The sequence below is a fragment of the Streptomyces sp. NBC_00249 genome (assembly GCF_026342355.1).
Taxonomy (GTDB): Bacteria; Actinomycetota; Actinomycetes; order Streptomycetales; family Streptomycetaceae; genus Streptomyces.
The window spans coordinates 44,229-64,337 of record NZ_JAPEMV010000013.1 but is presented as its reverse complement, the minus strand read 5'-3'; the positions used below and the strand labels follow the sequence as shown (position 1 = coordinate 64,337).

The 20,109-nt window shown below is 72.4% G+C and carries 19 protein-coding genes and 1 other RNA gene; 13 read left to right on the top strand and 7 right to left on the bottom strand.

The window, feature by feature from the left end:
• The first annotated feature begins 72 nt into the window (after positions 1 to 72).
• Both OOK31_RS38240 and OOK31_RS38235 read left to right on the top strand, forming a co-directional pair.
• On the top strand, positions 73 to 1,839 hold the full coding sequence (locus OOK31_RS38240; RefSeq protein ID WP_267092058.1) for a serine/threonine-protein kinase: 1,767 nt from the start codon (positions 73 to 75) through the stop codon (positions 1,837 to 1,839).
• A gap of 178 nt (positions 1,840 to 2,017) precedes the next feature.
• On the top strand, positions 2,018 to 3,283 hold the full coding sequence (locus OOK31_RS38235) for a serine/threonine-protein kinase (protein ID WP_267092057.1): 1,266 nt from the start codon (positions 2,018 to 2,020) through the stop codon (positions 3,281 to 3,283).
• Between the two features lie 16 nt (positions 3,284 to 3,299).
• Here OOK31_RS38235 and OOK31_RS38230 read toward each other — a convergent pair whose 3' ends face one another.
• Positions 3,300 to 4,340: an isopenicillin N synthase family oxygenase gene (locus tag OOK31_RS38230; RefSeq protein WP_267092056.1), complete on the bottom strand. Its 1,041-nt coding sequence runs from the start codon at positions 4,338 to 4,340 to the stop codon at positions 3,300 to 3,302.
• Positions 4,341 to 4,654: 314 nt separating this feature from the next.
• Here OOK31_RS38230 and prfB point away from each other — a divergent pair, with 314 nt between their 5' ends.
• A complete protein-coding gene (prfB, locus tag OOK31_RS38225) occupies positions 4,655 to 5,764 on the top strand; it encodes a peptide chain release factor 2 (RefSeq protein ID WP_267092055.1) in 1,110 nt (369 codons plus the stop codon).
• Between the two features lie 117 nt (positions 5,765 to 5,881).
• On the opposite strand, the gene OOK31_RS38220 is transcribed toward prfB, so the two are convergent.
• Complete coding sequence (locus tag OOK31_RS38220) at positions 5,882 to 6,070, bottom strand: hypothetical protein (RefSeq protein ID WP_267092054.1); 189 nt, start codon at positions 6,068 to 6,070, stop codon at positions 5,882 to 5,884.
• Between the two features lie 228 nt (positions 6,071 to 6,298).
• Here OOK31_RS38220 and ftsE point away from each other — a divergent pair, with 228 nt between their 5' ends.
• The 5 genes from ftsE (at position 6,299) to ssrA (ending at position 10,215) form a co-directional block, all read left to right on the top strand.
• Positions 6,299 to 6,988 carry a cell division ATP-binding protein FtsE gene (gene ftsE, locus OOK31_RS38215; protein ID WP_030240478.1) on the top strand — a complete coding sequence of 230 codons (690 nt, stop codon included), beginning with the start codon at positions 6,299 to 6,301 and terminating at the stop codon, positions 6,986 to 6,988.
• 17 nt (positions 6,989 to 7,005) lie between these two features.
• The gene (gene ftsX / locus OOK31_RS38210; RefSeq protein ID WP_267092053.1) at positions 7,006 to 7,980 is read left to right on the top strand and encodes a permease-like cell division protein FtsX; all 975 of its coding nucleotides are present in this window, start codon (positions 7,006 to 7,008) and stop codon (positions 7,978 to 7,980) included.
• Positions 7,981 to 8,047: 67 nt separating this feature from the next.
• A complete protein-coding gene (locus OOK31_RS38205) occupies positions 8,048 to 9,238 on the top strand; it encodes a S41 family peptidase (RefSeq protein WP_267092052.1) in 1,191 nt (396 codons plus the stop codon).
• Between the two features lie 18 nt (positions 9,239 to 9,256).
• A complete protein-coding gene (gene smpB, locus OOK31_RS38200) occupies positions 9,257 to 9,742 on the top strand; it encodes an SsrA-binding protein SmpB (RefSeq protein WP_267092051.1) in 486 nt (161 codons plus the stop codon).
• An 84-nt stretch (positions 9,743 to 9,826) separates the two neighbouring features.
• Positions 9,827 to 10,215, top strand: a transfer-messenger RNA (tmRNA) gene (gene ssrA, locus OOK31_RS38195).
• Positions 10,216 to 10,303: 88 nt separating this feature from the next.
• On the opposite strand, the gene OOK31_RS38190 is transcribed toward ssrA, so the two are convergent.
• The 4 genes from OOK31_RS38190 to OOK31_RS38175 all read right to left on the bottom strand — a co-directional run bounded on the left by OOK31_RS38190 (position 10,304) and on the right by OOK31_RS38175 (position 14,006).
• The gene (locus OOK31_RS38190) at positions 10,304 to 10,654 is read right to left on the bottom strand and encodes a type II toxin-antitoxin system PemK/MazF family toxin (protein ID WP_267092050.1); all 351 of its coding nucleotides are present in this window, start codon (positions 10,652 to 10,654) and stop codon (positions 10,304 to 10,306) included.
• Positions 10,651 to 10,914, bottom strand: coding sequence for a hypothetical protein (locus OOK31_RS38185; protein ID WP_267092049.1), 264 nt, complete (start codon positions 10,912 to 10,914; stop codon positions 10,651 to 10,653). The genes OOK31_RS38190 and OOK31_RS38185 overlap by 4 nt, the downstream gene beginning before the upstream one ends.
• Before the next feature lie 299 nt (positions 10,915 to 11,213).
• Positions 11,214 to 12,629, bottom strand: coding sequence for an SH3 domain-containing protein (locus OOK31_RS38180; protein ID WP_267092048.1), 1,416 nt, complete (start codon positions 12,627 to 12,629; stop codon positions 11,214 to 11,216).
• A 45-nt stretch (positions 12,630 to 12,674) separates the two neighbouring features.
• The gene (locus OOK31_RS38175; protein WP_267092047.1) at positions 12,675 to 14,006 is read right to left on the bottom strand and encodes an MFS transporter; all 1,332 of its coding nucleotides are present in this window, start codon (positions 14,004 to 14,006) and stop codon (positions 12,675 to 12,677) included.
• 85 nt (positions 14,007 to 14,091) lie between these two features.
• Between OOK31_RS38175 and OOK31_RS38170 the strand changes: the two genes are divergently transcribed.
• The 5 genes from OOK31_RS38170 (at position 14,092) to OOK31_RS38150 (ending at position 19,172) form a co-directional block, all read left to right on the top strand.
• Positions 14,092 to 15,060, top strand: coding sequence for a LysR family transcriptional regulator (locus OOK31_RS38170; RefSeq protein ID WP_267092046.1), 969 nt, complete (start codon positions 14,092 to 14,094; stop codon positions 15,058 to 15,060).
• A gap of 97 nt (positions 15,061 to 15,157) precedes the next feature.
• A complete protein-coding gene (locus OOK31_RS38165; RefSeq protein ID WP_267092045.1) occupies positions 15,158 to 16,528 on the top strand; it encodes a nitrate/nitrite transporter in 1,371 nt (456 codons plus the stop codon).
• 143 nt (positions 16,529 to 16,671) lie between these two features.
• Positions 16,672 to 17,877: a uroporphyrinogen-III synthase gene (locus tag OOK31_RS38160; protein ID WP_267092044.1), complete on the top strand. Its 1,206-nt coding sequence runs from the start codon at positions 16,672 to 16,674 to the stop codon at positions 17,875 to 17,877.
• 41 nt (positions 17,878 to 17,918) lie between these two features.
• Entirely contained in the window at positions 17,919 to 18,467 is a 549-nt protein-coding gene (locus OOK31_RS38155; RefSeq protein ID WP_267092043.1) for a GNAT family N-acetyltransferase, read from the top strand.
• A 117-nt stretch (positions 18,468 to 18,584) separates the two neighbouring features.
• On the top strand, positions 18,585 to 19,172 hold the full coding sequence (locus OOK31_RS38150; RefSeq protein WP_267092042.1) for a CGNR zinc finger domain-containing protein: 588 nt from the start codon (positions 18,585 to 18,587) through the stop codon (positions 19,170 to 19,172).
• A gap of 369 nt (positions 19,173 to 19,541) precedes the next feature.
• Here the strand turns inward: OOK31_RS38150 and OOK31_RS38145 are convergent, their stop codons facing one another.
• Positions 19,542 to 20,090, bottom strand: a complete 549-nt coding sequence (locus OOK31_RS38145; protein ID WP_267092041.1) for a GNAT family N-acetyltransferase — start codon at positions 20,088 to 20,090, stop codon at positions 19,542 to 19,544.
• Positions 20,091 to 20,109 lie beyond the last annotated feature (19 nt).

Sequence of the window (20,109 nt, the reverse complement as noted above, 5' to 3'; positions counted from 1 at the left end):
CACCCCCTAGAGTTGGGGCCGAAACCTCACAGCGAAAAAACCGGAAAAGACGACAGCAGGGGAGCGCGAGACGTGCGGCCAGTCGGCAGCAAGTACCTGCTCGAGGAGCCGCTCGGACGCGGCGCCACGGGCACTGTCTGGCGTGCCCGCCAGCGGGAGACCGCCGGCGCGGAGGCAGCCGTCGCCGGGCAGCCCGGCGAGACCGTCGCCATCAAGGTCCTCAAGGAGGAGCTCGCCCAGGACGCGGACATCGTCATGCGCTTCCTGCGCGAGCGGTCCGTCCTGCTGCGCCTGACCCACCCCAACATCGTCCGCACCCGCGACCTCGTCGTCGAGGGCGATCTGCTGGCGCTGGTCATGGACCTGGTCGACGGCCCGGACCTGCACAAGTACATCCGCGAGAACGGCCCCTTCAGCCCCGTCGCCGCGAGCCTGCTGACCGCCCAGATCGCGGACGCGCTCGCCGCCAGCCACGCCGACGGCGTCGTCCACCGCGACCTGAAGCCCGCCAACGTGCTGCTCGACGAGAGCCACGGCCAGATGAAGCCGATGCTCACCGACTTCGGCATCGCGCGCCTGGCCGACTCCCCGGGGCTGACCCGCACGCACGAGTTCGTCGGCACCCCCGCCTACGTGGCCCCCGAGTCCGCCGAAGGCCGCCCGCAGACCTCCGCCGTCGACATCTACGGCGCCGGCATCCTCCTCTACGAGCTGGTCACCGGCCGTCCGCCCTTCGCCGGCGGCACCGCGCTCGAAGTGCTCCACCGCCACCTCAGCGAGGAGCCGCAGCGCCCGCCCACGGTCCCCGAGCCGCTGTGGACCGTCATCGAACGCTGCCTGCGCAAGGAGCCCGACGAGCGCCCCAGCGCCGAGAACCTGGCGCGCGGCCTGCGCGTGGTCGCCTCCGGCATCAAGGTCCACTCCTCGCCCGACGAGGTGGAGGCCGCGCTCGGCGTCGGCGCCCTGCTCGGGCCCGACCTCTCGCCCGCGCCCGTCCCGACGAACCCCACCGCCGCCACCCCGCAGGCAGCTCCGCAGGCGGCCCCGCAGCCCGGCGCGTACGACCCGAACGCCATGACCAGCGTCATGCCCCCCATCGGCGGCTCCGACGCCACCACCGTGCTGCCCAGCACCGGCGCGCCCGGCGGGCCCGGCGCCCCCGACCCGACCTCGGTCATGCCGCCCGTGCAGCAGCCGGACGCGCCGCACCCGTGGCAGTCGCAGATGCGGGCCGCCCGGGACCGCAACGAGCAGACGCAGATGCACTACCTCGACCCCGCCGAGGACCCGCTGCGCCGCCGCCCGCAGCGCCAGGCGCCGCCGCCCCCGCAGCAGCCCCCGTACCGCCAGGGGCCGCCGCAGCAGCACTACCAGCAGCAGCCGCCGCCGCCCCAGCAGTACGCGCCGCCGCAGCACTACCAGCAGCAGCCCCAGCCGTACCAGCAGCCGCAGCCGCCTCAGCAGCCGCAGTACCAGCAGCCGCAGCCTCAGTACCAGCAGCCCCAGCAGCAGCGTCCGCAGCAGCCGCCCCAGCAGCAGCGTCCGGCCCAGCAGCCGCAGCGGCCGGCCCCGGCCCCCCGCGAGCCGCGTCCGCCGCGCGAGCCGCGCCGCCGCAGCGCCAACCCGGTCCGGATCCCCGGCCTCGGCTGCCTCAAGGGCTGTCTCGTGATGCTCGTCATGCTGTTCGTGGCGGGCTGGCTCATCTGGGAGCTCACCCCGCTCCAGGAATGGGTCGGCACCGGCCGCGGCTGGTGGGACCAGGTGTGGACCTGGGGCAACGAAGCCGTCGACTTCGTCACCTCCGTCGGCGAGGCGACGGAGGGCGGCACCAAGTCCTGACGTCCCGACAGCTCCGCCGGCCGGCGCTCCCGTAGCCCCGTAGCGCCGACTTCGTGGATTTGTCGACATCCAGGACGTGATTTCGCCCGCAGAAGTGAAGGTCGCCGCGATCCGGAGCGCTGAACCCCCATTCGGCCGCGTAGCTTTGGTGCGTACGCCAGCCGCTGAGGGAGCAGTCGTGGCACGGAAGATCGGCAGCCGGTACACCGCGCACCAGATCCTGGGACGCGGCAGCGCGGGCACGGTGTGGCTGGGCGAGGGGCCTGACGGGCCCGTCGCCGTCAAACTGCTGCGCGAGGACCTCGCCTCCGACCAGGAGCTGGTCGGACGCTTCGTCCAGGAGCGCAGCGCGCTCCTCGGACTGGAGCACCCGCACGTGGTCTCCGTCCGCGACCTCGTCGTCGACGGCAACGACCTCGCCCTGGTCATGGACCTCGTACGCGGTACGGACCTGCGCACGCGCCTCGACCGCGAACGGCGGCTCGCCCCCGAGGCGGCCGTCGCCATCGTCGCGGACGTCGCCGACGCGCTGGCCGCCGCGCACGCGGCCGGGGTCGTCCACCGCGACGTCAAACCGGAGAACGTCCTGCTCGACATGCAGGGCCCCCTCGGCCCGGGCGGCGCGCACCCCGCGCTGCTCACCGACTTCGGCGTGGCCAAGCTCATCGACTCCCCGAAACGGGCCGTCGGCGCGCCCGGCGCGCGGGCCGCGGCCCAGACGACCCGGATCATCGGGACGCCCGACTATCTGGCCCCGGAAATAGTGGAGGGCCTGCCGCCACGGGCGGCCGTCGACATATACGCCCTGGCCACGGTGCTGTACGAGCTGCTGGCCGGCTTCACCCCCTTCGGCGGGGGGCACCCCGGTGCGGTGCTGCGGCGGCACGTCACCGAGACCGTGGTCCCGCTGCCCGGGATCCCCGACGAGCTGTGGCAGCTGATGGTGCAGTGCCTCGCCAAGGCCCCGGCCTCGCGGCTGCGTGCCTCGGAGCTGTCCGTCCGGCTGCGGGACCTGCTGCCGTTGCTGGCCGGGATGCCGCCGCTGGACGTGGACGAGCCGGACGACGCCGAGCAGGCGGCCGAGCCGGAACTCCCGGAGGAGCCGGCGGGTGGTGATCCGGTACGGCGGCGGGGCGTGGTCCCGCTGGTGCCGGGGTCTGCGACCGACTCCAACCGGGACACCCACACCTCCATGCGGGTGCCGGGGCCGGACGAGCTGGCGGGCGGGGCGCTGGGTACGGCGCGCGTACCCCGGCCCGCCGGCGGACACCGGCCGGGCTCCGCCCGGCACCGGGCGGAGGCTGCGCGCAAGCGGCGGCTGCTGTTGTCCGCGTCGGCGGTGGTGCTGGCTGCCGCCGTGGGGGTGGGGGGCTGGCTCGCCGTCTCGGGCGACGAGCCCCCGGTCCCCCCGGACACCAAGCAGTCCACCCCCCGCCACCCGTAGCCCCGGCGGCCCCCGGTCAGGATTCGGTCAGTTCCGGGTGCCAGCGGCGGGCCACCGCCGGGTGGGCCCGGACCCATCCCTTGAGCTCGTTGCGCCCGTACTCGGCGTGCAACGGATTCGCCGCGTCCTGCGCGATCCCCGGCGCGGACCGCAGGTAGTCCCCGGGGACGGTGTCCACGACCGCGTCCAGCCGCGGGTTGTAGAAGAACGGCACCGAGAACCGCTCCACCGCGCCCGGCGGGCTGACCACCCGGTGGTCGGTGGCCCGCAGGTACCCCTGCGTGGCGATCTCCAGCAGCTCGCCCAGGTTGACCACGAAGGCCCCCGGCATCGGCGGGATGTCGACGTAGCCGCCGTCCCTGACCACCTGGAGCCCGCCCACCGTGTCCTGCAGGAGCAGGGTCAGGAAGCCGTAGTCCTTGTGCGCGCCGACCCCCTGGTCCGCGCCGGACGGGGCGGATCCGGGGTAGCGGATCAGTTTCGTGTGCAGGTGCGGCCGGTCCGCGAAGGCCGCGTCGAAGAAGTCCGAGGGGGCGCCGATCGAGGCGAGCAGCTCCTGGAGCAGCCGGTGGGCCACCGCCGCCAGCCGGGTCTGCCAGCCCAGGACGACGTCCCGCAGCTCGGGCAGCGCCTGCGGCCACTGGTTGGGGCCCTCCAGCCACAGGTACGCGGGGTCGTCCGGGCCCAGGACCGGCGCGGGCCGCTCCGCGCCGACGTCGAGCTGGTCGCGCCAGTCGGAGGCCCCGCCCGTGAGCTCGTGCCCGATCCGGGTGTAGCCGCGGAAGTGCGGCGAGTTCAGGTTGCTCACCGACAGCCGGTCGGCCTCGGGGAGGGCGAAGAACGTTCTGGTCAGCTCCAGGATGCGGGCGGTTTCCGCCTCGGTTATCCCGTGCCCCGTCAGGTACAGGAAGCCGGTGTCCCGGGCAGCCGCGTGGAGCTGCTTCAGGAAGTCGGGGCGCTCGGCGGGGTCGTCGGCACGGGAGAGGTCGACGACGGCGAGGCCGGCGGTGGCGGCGGTGGGAGCGGAAGCAGAAGAGGAGAGGTGCGCGGACGGCATGACGGCTCCGTTTCGGATGTCACGGGGTCCTGTGCCCCATCGATGTGGGGGCAGCGGGCGGAGCGTGCCGCCGGCAGGGATGGCGCCGGGGCAGCGTGGCCGCGTACAGGACCGAAGTCGGATCGGGGTGGATCAGGCTCGTGCGAGGTCCGGCGGCAGACAGCTCGTCGTCGTGACACGCATGTGGTCCACATGGCGGCGCTTCACGAGTAGGACAGTCATACGGTGAGCGTACGCCCGTGCGCACGCTCCTTTGTACGGGTTGATGGAGCCTGGCCGGAGAGTGCCGTCCGCGGACCGGCTAGGCTGGACCCGTGGCAGTTGTCGATGTTTCCGAAGAGCTGAAGTCCCTCTCCTCGACCATGGGGTCGATCGAGGCCGTCCTGGACCTCGACAAGCTGAGGGCAGATATCGCCGTGCTCGAGGAGCAGGCCGCCGCGCCGTCCCTGTGGGACGACCCGGAAGCCGCTCAGAAGATCACGAGCAAGCTTTCGCACCTCCAGGCCGAGGTCCGCAAGACCGAGTCCCTGCGGGGCCGCATCGACGACCTCGCGGTGCTGTTCGAGCTCGCCCAGGAGATGGACGACGCGGACACCCTCGCCGAGGCGGAGACCGAGCTGGTCTCCGTGCGCAAGGCGCTGGACGAGATGGAGGTCCGCACCCTGCTCTCCGGCGAGTACTCCGAGCGCGAGGCGCTGGTCAACATCCGTGCCGAGGCCGGCGGCGTCGACGCCTCCGACTTCGCCGAGCGCCTCCAGCGCATGTACCTGCGCTGGGCGGAGCGGCACGGCTACCCGACCGAGGTGTACGAGACCTCGTACGCGGAAGAGGCCGGCATCAAGTCGACCACCTTCGTCGTCAAGGCCCCCTACGCCTACGGCACCCTTTCCGTCGAGCAGGGCACGCACCGGCTCGTCCGCATCTCGCCCTTCGACAACCAGGGGCGTCGCCAGACCTCCTTCGCGGGCGTCGAGGTGCTGCCGGTCGTCGAGACCAGCGACCACGTCGAGATCGACGAGGCCGAGCTGCGCGTCGACGTGTACCGCGCGTCCGGCCCCGGCGGCCAGGGCGTCAACACGACCGACTCGGCCGTGCGCATCACCCACCTGCCCACCGGCATCGTGGTCTCCTGCCAGAACGAGCGTTCGCAGATCCAGAACAAGGCCAGCGCGATGAACGTGCTCCAGGCCAAGCTCCTGGAGCGGCGCCGGCAGGAGGAGAAGGACAAGATGGACGCCCTCAAGGACGGCGGCAGCTCCTGGGGCAACCAGATGCGCTCCTACGTCCTGCACCCGTACCAGATGGTCAAGGACCTGCGGACGGAGTTCGAGGTCGGCAACCCGCAGGCGGTCCTCGACGGCGAGATCGACGGCTTCCTGGAGGCGGGCATCCGCTGGCGCAAGCAGCAGGAGCAGAGCGCGTAGTACGTGCGGCAGTAGCTGAGAAGGAAGGGCCCGGACACCTTGAGGTGTCCGGGCCCTTCCTTCTTCTGTGTGATCCGTCCGGATCACAGATTCCACGTGATCGGGACGCGGCGCGGGCTACGCGGTCCGAGCCACCAGCGCCAGCGCTGCCACCAGCACCACCAGAAGCGCGATGAGTGTCACCGGATTCAGGCCGGCGAAGGGGCCCTCCTGCTGGAGGCGCTCCCGGTTCGCCCGGCACACAGGGCAGCGGCCCTGGCTGACAGGTGCGGCGCAGTTCGCACACACGAGCCGGTCATATGTCATGCGCTCCTCCTCTCGTCCCCATCGTCAGTACAACGGCACGGGGACCGAGTCCGTTCCCCCTACCACTGTGCCAGCTCCGCGGACATTCGGCGCGGCCCGTCCGGGCAATCGCGGTCCGGCCCCGAAGGGGGCCGAGGATAAAACGGGCAACTCCGGATGCCGGGTCCACACCTCGCGCCCGTTCGCGTATGGTCACGCTCACCTACTCCCGGCGACCGTGGTGCACCCGTGATCCGATTCGACAACGTCTCCAAGTCCTACCCGAAGCAGAACCGTCCCGCACTCAGAGATGTCTCCCTGGACATCGCCAAGGGCGAGTTCGTCTTCCTGGTCGGCTCCTCCGGCTCCGGCAAGTCCACCTTCCTGCGGCTGGTCCTGCGCGAGGAACGGGCCAGCCACGGTCAGGTGCACGTCCTGGGAAAGGATCTCGCGAAGCTCTCCAACTGGAAGGTCCCGCACATGCGGCGCCAGCTGGGGACCGTCTTCCAGGACTTCCGCCTCCTCCCCAACAAGACGGTGGCCGAGAACGTCGCCTTCGCGCAGGAGGTCATCGGCAAGCCGCGCGGCGAGATCCGCAAGGCCGTCCCGCAGGTCCTGGAGCTGGTGGGCCTGGGCGGCAAGGAAGGCCGCATGCCCGGCGAGCTGTCCGGCGGTGAGCAGCAGCGCGTGGCCATCGCCCGCGCCTTCGTCAACCGCCCCGCCCTGCTGATCGCGGACGAGCCGACGGGCAACCTCGACCCGCAGACCTCCGTGGGGATCATGAAACTGCTGGACCGGATCAACCGGACCGGCACCACCGTGATCATGGCGACCCACGACCAGCAGATCGTCGACCAGATGCGCAAGCGCGTCATCGAACTCGAACAGGGCCGACTCGTACGCGACCAGTCGCGCGGCGTCTACGGCTACCAGCACTGAAAGGTCCTTGAGACGTCATGCGCGCCCAGTTCGTCATGTCGGAGATCGGCGTCGGTCTCCGCCGCAATCTCACCATGACCTTCGCGGTCATCATCTCCGTGGCCCTCTCGCTGGCCCTGTTCGGCGGCTCCCTGCTCATGCGCGACCAGGTCAGCGCCATGAAGGGGTTCTGGTACGACAAGGTCAACGTCACCGTCTACCTCTGCACCAAGAACGACGCCATCGACGCGGCGGCCGCCCCCGCCGGCAGCCCCGCCGACGGGTCGAAACCGGCCGCCGGTTCCGGGAAGCCCTGCTCCAGGGGGGCCGTGACCCCCGAGCAGAAGCAGGGCATCGAGGGCGAGCTCAAGAAGATGGAACTCGTCCAGAACGTCATGTACGAGTCCTCGGACGAGGCCTACAAGCACTACAAAGAGCGCTTCGGGCACACGGCGCTCGCCTCCGTCGTCACCCCGGACCAGATGCCCGACTCCTTCCGGGTCAAGCTGAAGAACCCGGAGAAGTACGAGGTCATCACCTCCGCCTTCACCGGCCGGGACGGGGTCCAGTCGGTCGCCGACCAGAGCTCCGAGCTCGACAACCTCTTCGCCCTGCTCAGCACCCTCAACTGGGCGGCGCTCGGCATCATGCTGATCATGCTGATCGTGGCCCTGCTGCTGATCGTCAACACGGTGCGCGTCTCGGCGTTCAGCCGTCGGCGGGAGACCGGCATCATGCGGCTGGTGGGCGCGTCCGGCTTCTACATCCAGGTGCCGTTCATCATGGAGGCGGCCGTGGCCGGCCTCATCGGCGCCGGTCTGGCCTGCGGCATGCTGGGCGCCGGCCAGTACTTCGTGATCGACCACGGCATCGCGCTCCGCGACAAGCTCCAGCTGATCAACTTCATCGGCTGGGACGCGGTGCTCACCAAGCTCCCGCTGGTCCTCGTCATCGGCCTGCTGATGCCCTCCCTGGCAGCCTTCGTCGCGTTGCGCAAGTACCTGAAGGTATGACAAGCGCCGCCTGTGAGCTCCGGCCAACCCGGCTTGCCACGGCGGCGCTTGTCCTAGACTCGGCGCCATGCCGGGTCTGCCCGCTCTCTGTCTCCGGCCCCGCGACCTGCGTCGCGGGGCCGTTTTGACGTTGGTCTTCCTCGTGTCCGTCGCCGCCGCCGCGGGGACGGGATGCTGGGACCCGGCGGACGCCCGCACCGTCGCCGCGCCGCAGGCCGGACAGCCGGCCGGGGCGTTATCCGAGGCCCCGCACCAGACCGGAACCGCCGACCGGGAGGCCGTGGCCCGGGCCGCCGCCGAGGCCGTCGCCGAGGGCAAGTCGGGCAAGAAGGCCGCCCAGGAGGTCGTCAGCCGCAGCGGCGACCGCTGGGGCACCGTCTACGACCGGGGCGAGTACGCCGCCTTCGCCGAGGACCTCGACGGCCGCTGGACCGGCGTCGGGCTCTGGGCCGGGCGCCGCCGCGACGGCCGCATCGAGGTCGACAAGGTCCAGCCCGACAGCCCCGCCGCCCGGGCCGGCCTGCGCGCCGGGGACCGGCTGCTGAGCGTGGACGGCCAGGGCGTCACGGGCCTCGCGGTGGCCGACGTGGTGGCGCTGCTGCGCGGCCGGGAGGGCACCCCGGTGGTCCTCGGCCTCAGCCGCGACGGGGCCGACCGCACCGAGACCGTCCGCCGGCAGCAGCTGCGCGCCGAGCCGGTGACCGTACGCCGCCTCGCGGACGGCACCACCGTCATCAAGGTCGCCTCCTTCACCCGGGGCTCGGGCGAACGGGTCCGGGAAGCCGTCCGCGAGGCCCCGCCCGGCGCCGGGGTGATGCTGGACCTGCGCGGCAACCCGGGCGGGCTGGTCACCGAGGCGGTGACGGCCGCCTCCGCGTTCCTGGACGGCGGGCTCGTGGCGACGTACGACGTACGCGGCTCCGAGCGCGCCCTGTACGCCCAGCCCGGCGGGGACACCGCCCGCCCCCTGGTGGCCCTCGTCGACGGCGGCACGATGAGCGCGGCCGAGCTGGTCACCGGCGCCCTCCAGGACCGCGGCCGCGCCGTGACGGTGGGCACCCGCACCTTCGGCAAGGCCTCGGTGCAGATGCCGACCGAGCTGCCGGACGGCTCGGTGGCGGAGCTGACCGTCGGCACGTACCGCACACCGGCCGGCCGCAGCCTCGACGGCGGGGGCATCACCCCGGACCTCGCGGCGGGCGACGGGGCCGAGGAACGGGCGCGCAAGGTATTGGGTGGCCTCGGGGTGGGTCCGTAGTGCGAAAATGACCGCACTATGGCTAAGGAAAAAGGGCGCAAGCTGATCGCCCAGAACAAGAAGGCGCGGCACGACTACACGATCGTCGACACCTACGAGTGCGGGATCGTGCTGACGGGCACCGAGGTCAAGTCCCTGCGCCAGGGCCGGGCCTCGCTGGTCGACGGCTTCGTGTCCGTGGAGGGCCGCGAGGTCTGGATGTACAACGTGCACGTGCCGGAGTACAGCCAGGGCACCTGGACCAACCACAGCGCCCGGCGCAAGCGCAAGCTCCTCATGCACCGCGAGGAGATCGACAAGCTGGAGCGGAAGGCGGACGAGTCCGGCCACACGGTCGTGCCGCTCGCCCTCTACTTCAAGGACGGCCGCGCGAAGGTCGAGATCGCGCTGGCGAAGGGCAAGAAGGAGTACGACAAGCGGCAGACCCTGCGCGAGAAGCAGGACACCCGCGAGACGAACCGCGCGATCTCGGCGATCAAGCGCAAGCAGCGGGGCACGGTTTAATCTCCTGGCACGTGGTGGTCCACTTCGCGTACCATGGCGTCAGCACCACCCCCCAGGGGGCGGCGCACCTTGAAAAAAATACATGGGGATGATCGGTTTCGACAGCGGATGTCGATGCAGGGGAAGCGAGCCGAGGAAGCGGCAATGATCTCGCTAACCACATGTCGCAAACAATAATCGCCAACTCCAAGAGCGATAACTCCCGCTTCACCCTCGCTGCCTAATAACAGTGAGCTGAAGCCTCTGTGAGGAGCGTCAGCCCGGAAGTGGTCCCGGTCCGGATCCTGGCGTCAACTAGGGATCTAAACCTCTAGCCCCGGTCACGGGGGCCTGAGGGAAATCAAACAGTGACTGAGCCCGTCGGAGACTTGTCCGTGTGATCTCCGGGGCCGAGAAAATCGCAGCGGACTGCGCTCGGAGAAGCCCTGCTTCTGCACCGTTGGACGCGGGTTCGATTCCCGCCATCTCCACCACCCCATGTGGGCGAAGGCCCCGCAGCCGGTTTCGACTGCGGGGCCTTCGTCATGTGCGAGCCCCCTGATTGGCATGCTCGGGGCTGTGTCAGAGATCGAGCATCAGCCGCAGGTACCGGCGTACCTCGTTTTTCTCTTTGTCGCTGATCACGCCGAGGGGCTGGCGTCCTACGAGGCGCTGCTCGCTGATGGAGCGGATGTCGTCGGTGCGGGCCCAGCTCGGGCGGTCGAGGCCGGATTCGCGGGAGGTGATGGGGATGTGGTGATCCAGGCCCCTGGTCTTCGTGGTGAGGGGCACGATGATCGTCATGGGGATGGGGAACACCGCGTGGGTGGGGGAAGAGATCACGAGGACCGGGCGGCGGCCTGACTGCTCGCTCCCGATGACGGGGGAGAGGTCGGCGTACCAGACCTGCCAGGGGCGGGCGAGACGGCTCACGCGTTGGTCTCCCAGGGGTCATTGGCAAGACCGTCTCCTGCGAGGGCATCCCACTCGCCCAGCTCGGCCATGTACTCGGCCCACTCGACCGGGTCGGCCTGGAGGCGGGTGTACTGGTCGAGGATGCGCTGGCGGCGGTGGTCGTCGAGGAGACGTTCCAGGGCCGTGGCCATCGTGCCGCCGAGTTCGGCCGCGACCTCACTGATCCGGTCGCGGAGGTCGACGGGGACCTTCATTGTGGTGATCGCTGCTGCTGCCATACGCAGAGTATACCCCGAGGTATCCCAAACGGTATCCCTAGATTTCTCCCTGGGCTGGACCTCGCCCAGCGTGAGAGGCCGGGATCATCTGTGCTCCCGGCGGGAGCGCGCCCCGTCGTGTCTGGCGTTGTCCGGCGCCGTCCCGTGCCGCCCTGTCCGGCTCTGACTTGCGTAAATAGCGATCACCGCGGGTCGCGCATACCCCTGCGAGCCGGTTCGATTCCCGCCATCTCCACCACCCCATGTGGGCGAAGGCCCCGCAGCCGGTTTTGGTTGCGGGGCCTTCGTCATGTGTGGGGTCAGGCGCAGTACGGGACCTTGCCGAGGTTCTGGGCGTAGCGGGCGGCGATCCAGCCGGAGCCGTCGGCGAGCTTGTACCAGATCGAATTGCCGTCGACCGTCTCGCCGTTGACCTTGCACTGGAGGGCTACGGTCTCGCCGCTGCGGAGCTTGGACTGCTTCGCGTAGTGGGTGCCGGGGCCGGAGCGGACGCCGAGGCCGTGGCCGCTGGTGACGATGCGGGCCTTGGGGCTGTTGGTGTGGTCGGGCTTGCCCGGCTTACCGGGCTTGTGCGGCTTGCTCGGCTTGTCGTGGTGGTGGTTGCCGCACTTCTTGCAGGTGCCGGGCTTGCCGGGCTTGCCGGTGTCGCCCTTCTCGCCCTTCTCGCCCCGGGGGCCGGCCGGGCCGCGGTCGCCCTGCGGGCCCGGGATGCCCTGGTGGCCCTTGTTCCCCTTGTTCCCCTTGTTCCCCTTGTCTCCCTTGTCGCCCTTGCGGCCCTTCTCGCCCTGGGGGCCGGTGTCGCCCTGCGGGCCCTCGGGGCCGGCCGGGCCGCGGTCGCCCTTGTCGCCCTTCGGGCCTCCGGCGGGGCCGGTGTCGCCCTTCGGGCCCTGGGGGCCGGCCGGGCCGCGGTCGCCGGCGGGGCCGGTGTCGCCCGTGGTGCCGCGGTCGCCCTGCGCGCCGCGGTCACCCTGGTCACCCTTGTCGCCCTTGTCACCCTTGGGACCGCCCGAGGGGCCCTGGTCTCCCTTGTCGCCCTTCGGGCCCTGGGGGCCCTCGGGGCCGCGTTCGCCGCGGTCTCCGCGTTCGCCCTTCTCGCCCCGCTCTCCGCGTTCGCCCTGGTCTCCCTTGTCGCCCTTGGGGCCGGGGCGGCCCGGCTTGCCGTGGTGGCCGGGCTTTCCGTCGTGGCCGTGGTGGCCGTCGTGACCCGGCTTGCCGTCGTCGCCCTTGGGGCCGGTGACCGGGGTGGACACCGCGAAGAGGGCGGGGTCGCCGGTGCCGGTGGCCCACTCGCCGCCGTCCAGGGTCACGCCCTCGGGGGCGTTGGCGTCCACCCGCAGGGACACCGCCAGCCGCGTCTGCGCGCGCGCCGGGAAGGCGAAGCCGGCCCGGGTCTGTGCCTCGCAGGTCAGCAGCCGCGCGTTGGAGGAGCGGGTGCAGGAGCCGCCCGCCCGCTGCCCGTTCCAGTAGAAGCGCGCCTCGGGGAAGGTCGTCCGGTCCGGGGCGGTGATCCGGAAGGTGCTGCTTCGGGCCGGGCCCTCGCCGTTGGTGGCGGTGAGGACCACACGGCCCGTCTTGCCGGCCGCGATCGAGGGGACGTACGGCTGGGAGAACCGGATGTGCGAGGAGTCGGCCAGGGCCGGTACGGCCGGCACGAGGCAACTCGCGGTGACGGCCGCGACGATCAGGGCCGAGGACACGGAACGGGAAGCAGACAAGGGGAGTTCCTCCGCGAAGGGAAGGGTGCTGTGAAGACCCCCCAGTTATGTCCGATCATGTGCGGCCGGGGCGCGTACCACGCGGGCACCGTCACTCGCCCGCCGGATCGATCGCCCCGGCATGGTGGAGAGCAGGAGGGCCAGGAGGGCCGCGCCCGCCGGGAGCGCGTACGCCGTCGTGGTGCCGAGGCGGTCGACGGTGAGGCCCGCCGTGGCCGACCCGGCCGCGATGCCCGCCAGGATCGCGGTGACGGCGAGGGTCATCCCCTCGTTGAGCCGCCCCTGCGGGGTCGCCCGCTGGACCAGGGCCATCGCGGTGACCATCGCCGGGGCCGTGGCCATGCCCGCCAGCAGCAGCGCCCCCGCCAGCAGCGGCAGGGAGCCCGTCCCGGCCGCCGCCCAGGGCAGGGCCATCGCCGCGCACAGGGCGAGCAGGCAGACGGTGAGGCCGCGGGGGCGGCGGGTGCCGTAGAACAGCCCGGCGGCGCAGGAGCCCGCCGCCTGGAGGGCCAGTACCGGCCCGGAGGCGGCCCCGAGCCCCTGCGCGGCGAGGTGCGCGACCGAGGTCACCTCCATCGAGCCGAAGACCGCCCCGGTGGCGAGGAACAGCCCGAGCAGCGGCAGCAGGGCGCGCAGCGGCGACGGACCCCGCCGCGCCGCCGCACCGGCGGCCGGGGGCTCCGTGGAGCGGTGCGCGGTGAAGACGAGCATGCCGGTCAGGAGCAGGGCCGCCCCCGTGAGGGTGCCCGCCTCGGGGAAGACGGCCGTGCAGAGGAAGGCCGCGAGCACCGGACCGAGCATGAAGCACAGTTCGTCGGCGGCCTGCTCGAAGGACATCGCGGTGTGCTGCGCCTGCGGGGGCAGCAGGTGGTTCCAGCGGGCCCGGGACAGGCCTCCGATGTTGGGGGTGGTCGCGGTGGCCGCGTAGGAGGCGAAGAGGGTCCAGGCGGGCGCCTGCGTACGGACGCACACGACCAGGCAGAGCGAGCCGAGGACCGCGATCACGGTGGCCGGTACGGCGATCCGGGCCTGGCCGTGCCGGTCGATCAGGCGGGCGGTCCAGGGCGCGACGAGGGCGGTCGCGGCCAGCCCGGTCGCGGTGACCGCCCCCGCGAGGGCGTACGAGCCGCGCTGCCCGGCGATCATCATGACCGCGCTGATCCCGAACATGCCCATGGGGAGGCGGGCGAGGAGGTTCCCGGCAGTGAACCCGCGCGTGCCGGGGAGGGCGAACAGGCGGGCGTACGGGCCGCGCGGCGTACGGGGCCGAGGGGGTGCGGGGACGGGGGCCGGGGCGGGGGCGGGCGTGCGCGGGGCCGGGGCGGCCAGGACCAGGGTGCTGCCGGTCACGGCCATGAGCGGGGTTGTCTGCGGCATGCCCCCGAGCCTGCCGCCGGGGACGCGGCGCGGTCCAACACCTGTTCTGGGCCCATTCACCCGTTCCCGTTGTTAATCTCCGGGAGTGAACCCCCGCGACCTCGACCCCCGGCTGCTGCGCGGCTTCGTGGCCGTCGCCGAGGAGCTGCACTTCTCCCGCGCCGCCGCCCGCCTCTACGTCGCCCAGCAGGCCCTCAGCCGCGACGTACGCCGCCTCGAACAGACCCTGGGCACCGCACTGTTCCTGCGCACCACCCGCGCAGTGGAACTCACCGCCGACGGGGAGCGGCTGCTGCCGCACGCCCGCGCGGTGCTGCGCGCCCACGAGGAACTGGCCGCCGCCTTCGCCGGACCGCCCCGCGCCCTGCTCGTCGACGTCAACACCGACGGCCCCGGCACCGGCCGCAGCATCCTCGAACGCGCCCGCGAACTGGCCCCCGGCTGCGAGCTGATGGCCCGCTTCGAGAGCGGCCTCACCTACGCCGCCGCCGAGATCACCGCCGGGCGCCTCGACGTCTCCTTCGGCTACGCCGCCGGCCTCGACCCCGCGCTGCGGGCCCGGCTCGCGCACCGCCCCGTGCGCTACGAACCCCTCGCCGTACTGCTGCCCGACACGCACCCGCTGGCCGCACTGCCCCGCGTACCGCTCGCCACGCTCGCCGGGGAGACCGTCTACGCCGGGGCCGGGAACCCCCGCACCCTGGAGTGGACCGGCCTCGCCCGCGAACTGTTCGCCGGGCGCGGGATCGACCTCGCGCCCCCCGCACCCGTCGCCATCGGCAAGGAGGAGTTCGGCCGGGTCATGGCCAAGACCGGCAACCCGGTGCTGGCCACCGTCGGCTTCACCGACATGCCCGGCTGCGTGAAACGGCCCCTGACCGACCCCGTCCCCCTGTCCCCGCTCGCCATGGTCTGGCGCAGCGGCCTGCGCCACCCCGGCCTCGACGCCCTGCTCCGGGCCGCCGAGGAGCTCGCCGGGCCGCGCGGCTGGCTGGAAGTCCCCGCGGGCAGCTGGCTCCCGGCGGCGCTCACAGCGGGCCCCGGAGGCGGGTGAGTGCAAGGTTTCCCGCCGGTCATCCGGCGGGGACCGGGGCCGAAACGCGCCGTTCCTACCGTCGTCACCACGGACGCGACAGCAGTGGAGGCGTGTGATGACCGGTACGACCGCACCGCGCAGGGGAGGCCGCTGGATCGAGCAGTGGGATCCCGAGGACGAGGTCTTCTGGAAGGAGACCGGCGAGAGGACCGCCCGCCGCAACCTCCTCTACTCCGTGCTCTCCGAGCACATCGGCTTCTCCATCTGGTCCCTGTGGTCGGTGATGGTGCTGTTCATGGGCCCCGCCTACGGAATCGACCCCGCCGGGAAGTTCTTCCTCATCGCCACCGCCACCTGCGTCGGAGCGCTCGTACGGGTGCCCTACACCTTCGCCGTCGCCCGCTACGGCGGCCGCAACTGGACCGTGGTCAGCGCCCTGCTGCTGCTCGCGCCGACCGTGGCCGCGCTGCTGGTCATGGAGCCCGGCACCTCGTACGCCACCTTCGTCGCCGTGGCCGCGCTCACCGGGGTGGGCGGCGGGAACTTCGCCTCCTCGATGACGAACATCAACGCCTTCTTCCCGCTCCGCAAGAAGGGCTGGGCGCTCGGGCTCAACGCCGGCGGCGGCAACATCGGCGTCCCCGTCGTCCAGCTCGCCGCCCTGCTGGTCATCGGCACCGCCGGGGCCGGACACCCGAGGCTGCTGCTCGCCGCCTACCTCCCGCTGATCGTGGCCGCCGCCGCACTGGCCCTCGTACGCATGGACAACCTGGCCCCGGTACGGGCCGACGCGGGCGCCGTCCGGGAGGCCGCGCGCGACGCGCACACCTGGATCATGGCCTTCCTGTACATCGGCACCTTCGGCTCCTTCATCGGCTACAGCTTCGCCTTCGGACTCGTGCTCCAGACACAGTTCGGGCGGACCCCGCTCCAGGCCGCCTCCCTCACCTTCGTCGGCCCGCTCCTCGGCTCGCTCGTACGCCCCGTCGGCGGGGCGCTCGCCGACCGCTTCGGCGGCGCCCGCATCACCCTCGCCTGCTTCGTGGCGATGGCGGCGGCGACCGGAGTGGTCGTCCTGGCCTCCGTACGGGAGTCCCTGCCGGTGTTCCTCGTCGGCTTCGTCGCGCTCTTCGTGCTCAGCGGCATCGGCAACGGCTCCACCTACAAGATGATCCCCGGCATCTTCCAGGCCAAGGCCCTCGCCCGGGGCATGAGCGGCGAGGACGCCGCCGCCAGCGGACGCAGGCTCTCCGGGGCCTCCATGGGCCTCATCGGGGCCGTGGGTGCGCTCGGCGGCCTCGGCATCAACCTCGTCTTCCGGCAGGCCTTCACCGACTCCGGCTCCGGGACGGCCGCCTTCGTCACCTTCCTCGGCTTCTACGCGGCGTGCTGCGCCGTCACCTGGTCGGTATACCTTCGCCGGCCCGCCCCGGCCACCGTCCCCGCCGCCGGAACTCCGGCAAAGGCGCAGCTCACGTCCGTGTGACGGGCCCGGGGCGCGGCGGCGCGTTACGGCCCCGAAATACGGTGGAACCGAGCCTGACACGACGTGTTGGCAGGCTCGGTCCACCCGTTCCCGCGATGTGCACCCCGCCCCGGCGGGCAAGGCAGCCAAGGCAGGTCACGACGATGGACGACGCCACCCACAGCGGTCCCCCCACCGGTTCCCTCCCTCCTCTTGCCGGTTCCCCCGCCGGTCCGCTTGCCGGTGCCCCCGCCGGGCCCCTCGCCGGATTCACCGTCGGGGTCACCGCCGCCCGGCGGGCCGACGAGCTCATCGCCCTGCTGCGCCGCCGCGGGGCGGCCGTCGTGCACGCACCCGCCCTGCGGATCGTGCCGCTGGCCGACGACAGCGAGCTGATGGCCGCCACCAAGAACCTCGTCGACTGCCCGCCCGACGCGGTCGTCGCCACCACCGCCATCGGCTTCCGGGGATGGATCGAGGCCGCCGACGGATGGGGGATCGGCGAGGAACTGCTCGACCGGCTGCGCGCCACCGAACTCCTGGCGCGCGGACCCAAGGTCAAGGGGGCCGTACGGGCCGCCGGACTGGTCGAGGCCTGGTCCCCGCAGTCCGAATCCCTCGCCGAGGTCCTCGACCGGCTGCTCGACGGCGGCGTCGCCGGACGGCGGATCGCGCTCCAGCTGCACGGCGAGCCGCTCCCCGGATTCGTGGAGGCCCTGCGGGCGGGCGGGGCCGAGGTCGTGCCCGTACCGGTGTACCGGTGGATGCCGCCCGAGGACCTCGCACCGCTCGACCGGCTGCTCGACGCGGTGGCCGTCGGGGCGGTGGACGCCGTCAGCTTCACCTCCGCACCCGCGGCGGCCTCACTGCTGTCCCGGGCCGCCGAACGCGGACTGCGGGAAGCCGTCCTGGAGGCGCTGCGGGGGAAGGTGCTCGCGGCCTGCGTCGGCCCGGTGACGGCGCTGCCGCTGCAGGCCGAGGGGGTGACGACCGTACAGCCGGAGCGGTTCCGGCTGGGGCCCCTGGTGCAGCTGCTGTGCCAGGAACTCCCGGGCCGGGCCCGGGTCCTGCCCGTCGCCGGGCACCGGCTGGAGATCCGGGGCCAGGCGGTCCTCGTCGACGACGGGCTGCGGCCCGTGCCCCCGGCCGGGATGGCCCTGCTGGAGGCCCTCGCCCGCCGCCCCGGATGGGTCGTGTCCCGGGCCGAACTGCTGCGGGCGCTGCCGGGCGCGGGGCGCGACGAACACGCCGTGGAGACGGCGATGGCCCGGCTGCGGGCGGCGCTGGGGGTGCCGATGCTGATCCAGACGGTGGTCAAGCGGGGGTACCGGCTGTCGCTGGACGCGGGGGAGTGCGGGGTGGCGCGGTGAGGGGCTGGTCGCGTCGCGGGGGCGTCCGTTAGCGTGCCGGAATGATCATTCACGGGGTGGAGATGAGGGGCGTCGCGCTCGACGACGCCGCCGCGCTGACCGACGTCATAGTGCGCAACCGGGCGTCCATGGCGCCCTACGAGCCCCACCGGGCCGAGGAGTTCTACACGGAGGCGGGCCAGCGGGACCGGATCGAGGGCCTGCTCGAGGAGCGCGAGGGCGGGCGGATGCTCCCGTACGTCCTCGTAGAGCACGCGAGCGGGGCGGTCGTCGGGTCGATCAACCTCGGCAGCATCGTCCACGGCCCCCTCGCCAGCGGCGGCGTCGGCTACTGGGTCGACCAGGCCTGGCACGGCAAGGGGCTCGCCACCGCCGCCCTGGAGGAGGTCTGCCGCATCGCGCGCGAGGACGTCGGACTGCACCGCGTCGAGGCCGGGACGCTCGTGGACAACCTGGCCTCGCAGCGGGTCCTCGCCAAGGTGGGCTTCACCCAGTACGGGCTCGCACCCCGCTACCTCCACATCGCCGGCGCCTGGCGCGACCACCGCCTCTTCCAGCGCCTGCTCCACGACGACCCGCCCGCCCCGTAACGCGCCCCGCGGCCCCCGCCCGGGGGCTTCCGCAACGCACGCGCCGACGGCACTCTGGAGAGGCGTCCCACGGCGACCGAGGCGGTGACGGGCATGTGGACGGGCATGGGGACCGGCATGTGGTTCGACTCAGGGCGGGTCTGTCTCGACCTGCTGGCCACCTTCACCCCGCACGGGAAGGCCGAGGGGATCCGAGACACCGACGACCTGCGGCTGTGGCTCGTCGGCGCGGGCCTGGTACCCGACCGGACCCCGCTCGGACGGCTCGGGCCCGACTGGGTGGCGGCCTTCCGGAGCCTGCGCGCCGACGTCGACAGCCTCGTACGGGCCGAACTGGCCGGCGCCGGCGCGGAGGCGGGCACCCTCGCCCTCGCCCTCGCCCGGGTCAACGCCGCCGCCGCGGGCCCGCCACCGGGGCTGTGCGCCGTACGGGACCAGGAAGGACACCTCGTACGCGAACTGTGCGGCGGGGTGGAATGCGCCGGGCTGCTGTCCTCGGTGGCCCGGGACGCGGTGGAGCTGCTCACCGACCCCGGCGACCTGGCGCTGCTGCGCTCCTGCGAGGGCGACGGCTGCGCCCGCGTCTACCTCGACACCTCCCGCGGCCACCGCCGCCGCTGGTGCTCCAGCGAACTGTGCGGCAACCGCGAGCGCGTAGCCCGCCACCGGAGGCGGGTCCGGGCGGTGGTGGGGGTGGGGGAGTAGGCGCTGCCCTTGGTCGGTCTCAGAGACGGTATGGGGGTTTCCCGTCAGTCTCATCGTCCTTCCGCGCCGTGCCGGCCTGTCAAGGGCGCTCCTTCGTCGCGTCGCTCCGCGATGGCCTTCGGCCACCCTTGACAGACCGACCCGGCACGGAAAAACGAAGACTGCCGGGAAACCCCCAAAAGAACGGGACGGGGCGGAGAGGGGGGAGGGGCGGGTCTCTCAGCGAAGAGACGACCTGCCTTCGGCCGCCATCCACCCATCCGGGCAGCTCAGAGTCCTGATTCCGGACCGGTGAGCGGCCTACCCGCACGAAATGACGACGAGGCGGCCATCAGCCCCCTCCAGACGCGTCAGATCGCTACGCGCTCCTCATTTCTCAGCGTCTGCGGTCCGTCCGGGGCTGGTCGTCCGGTAGAGCACACAAGGGCGCAGTGGTCCTTCGGGTACGGACGGGTCCTCGAAGTCGTCGGCCGGGTCGCGGGTCATGCCGATGCGGTGCATGACTGCCTGGGAGCGGAGATTGCCGACCGTCGTCGACGCGAGGACTTCCCGCAGCCCGAGGGTCCCGAAAGCAAACGCCAGGCAGGCCCGGGCGGCTTCGGTCGCGTAGCCGTGGCCCCAGGCCGAGCGGACCAGCCGCCACCCGACATCCACCCCCGCGAACGGAATGTCGATCTCGTCCAAGCCGGCGCGGCCGATGAACTCACCGGTCTCCCGCAGCTCCAGCGCCCACCATCCAAAGCCGCGCGCGTCGAAATCTGTCCGCATGCGCTCCACGACGGCATCGCTCTGCTCTCGCGTCAGCAGGTCCCCCAGATACTTCCGCACCTCGGGATCGGCGTTCATCGCCGCCCACGGCTCGAGATCGGACTCGCGCCACGGGCGCAGCAGGAGACGATCGGTACGCAGCTCAGGCATGGCGCCACCCAACGCCATC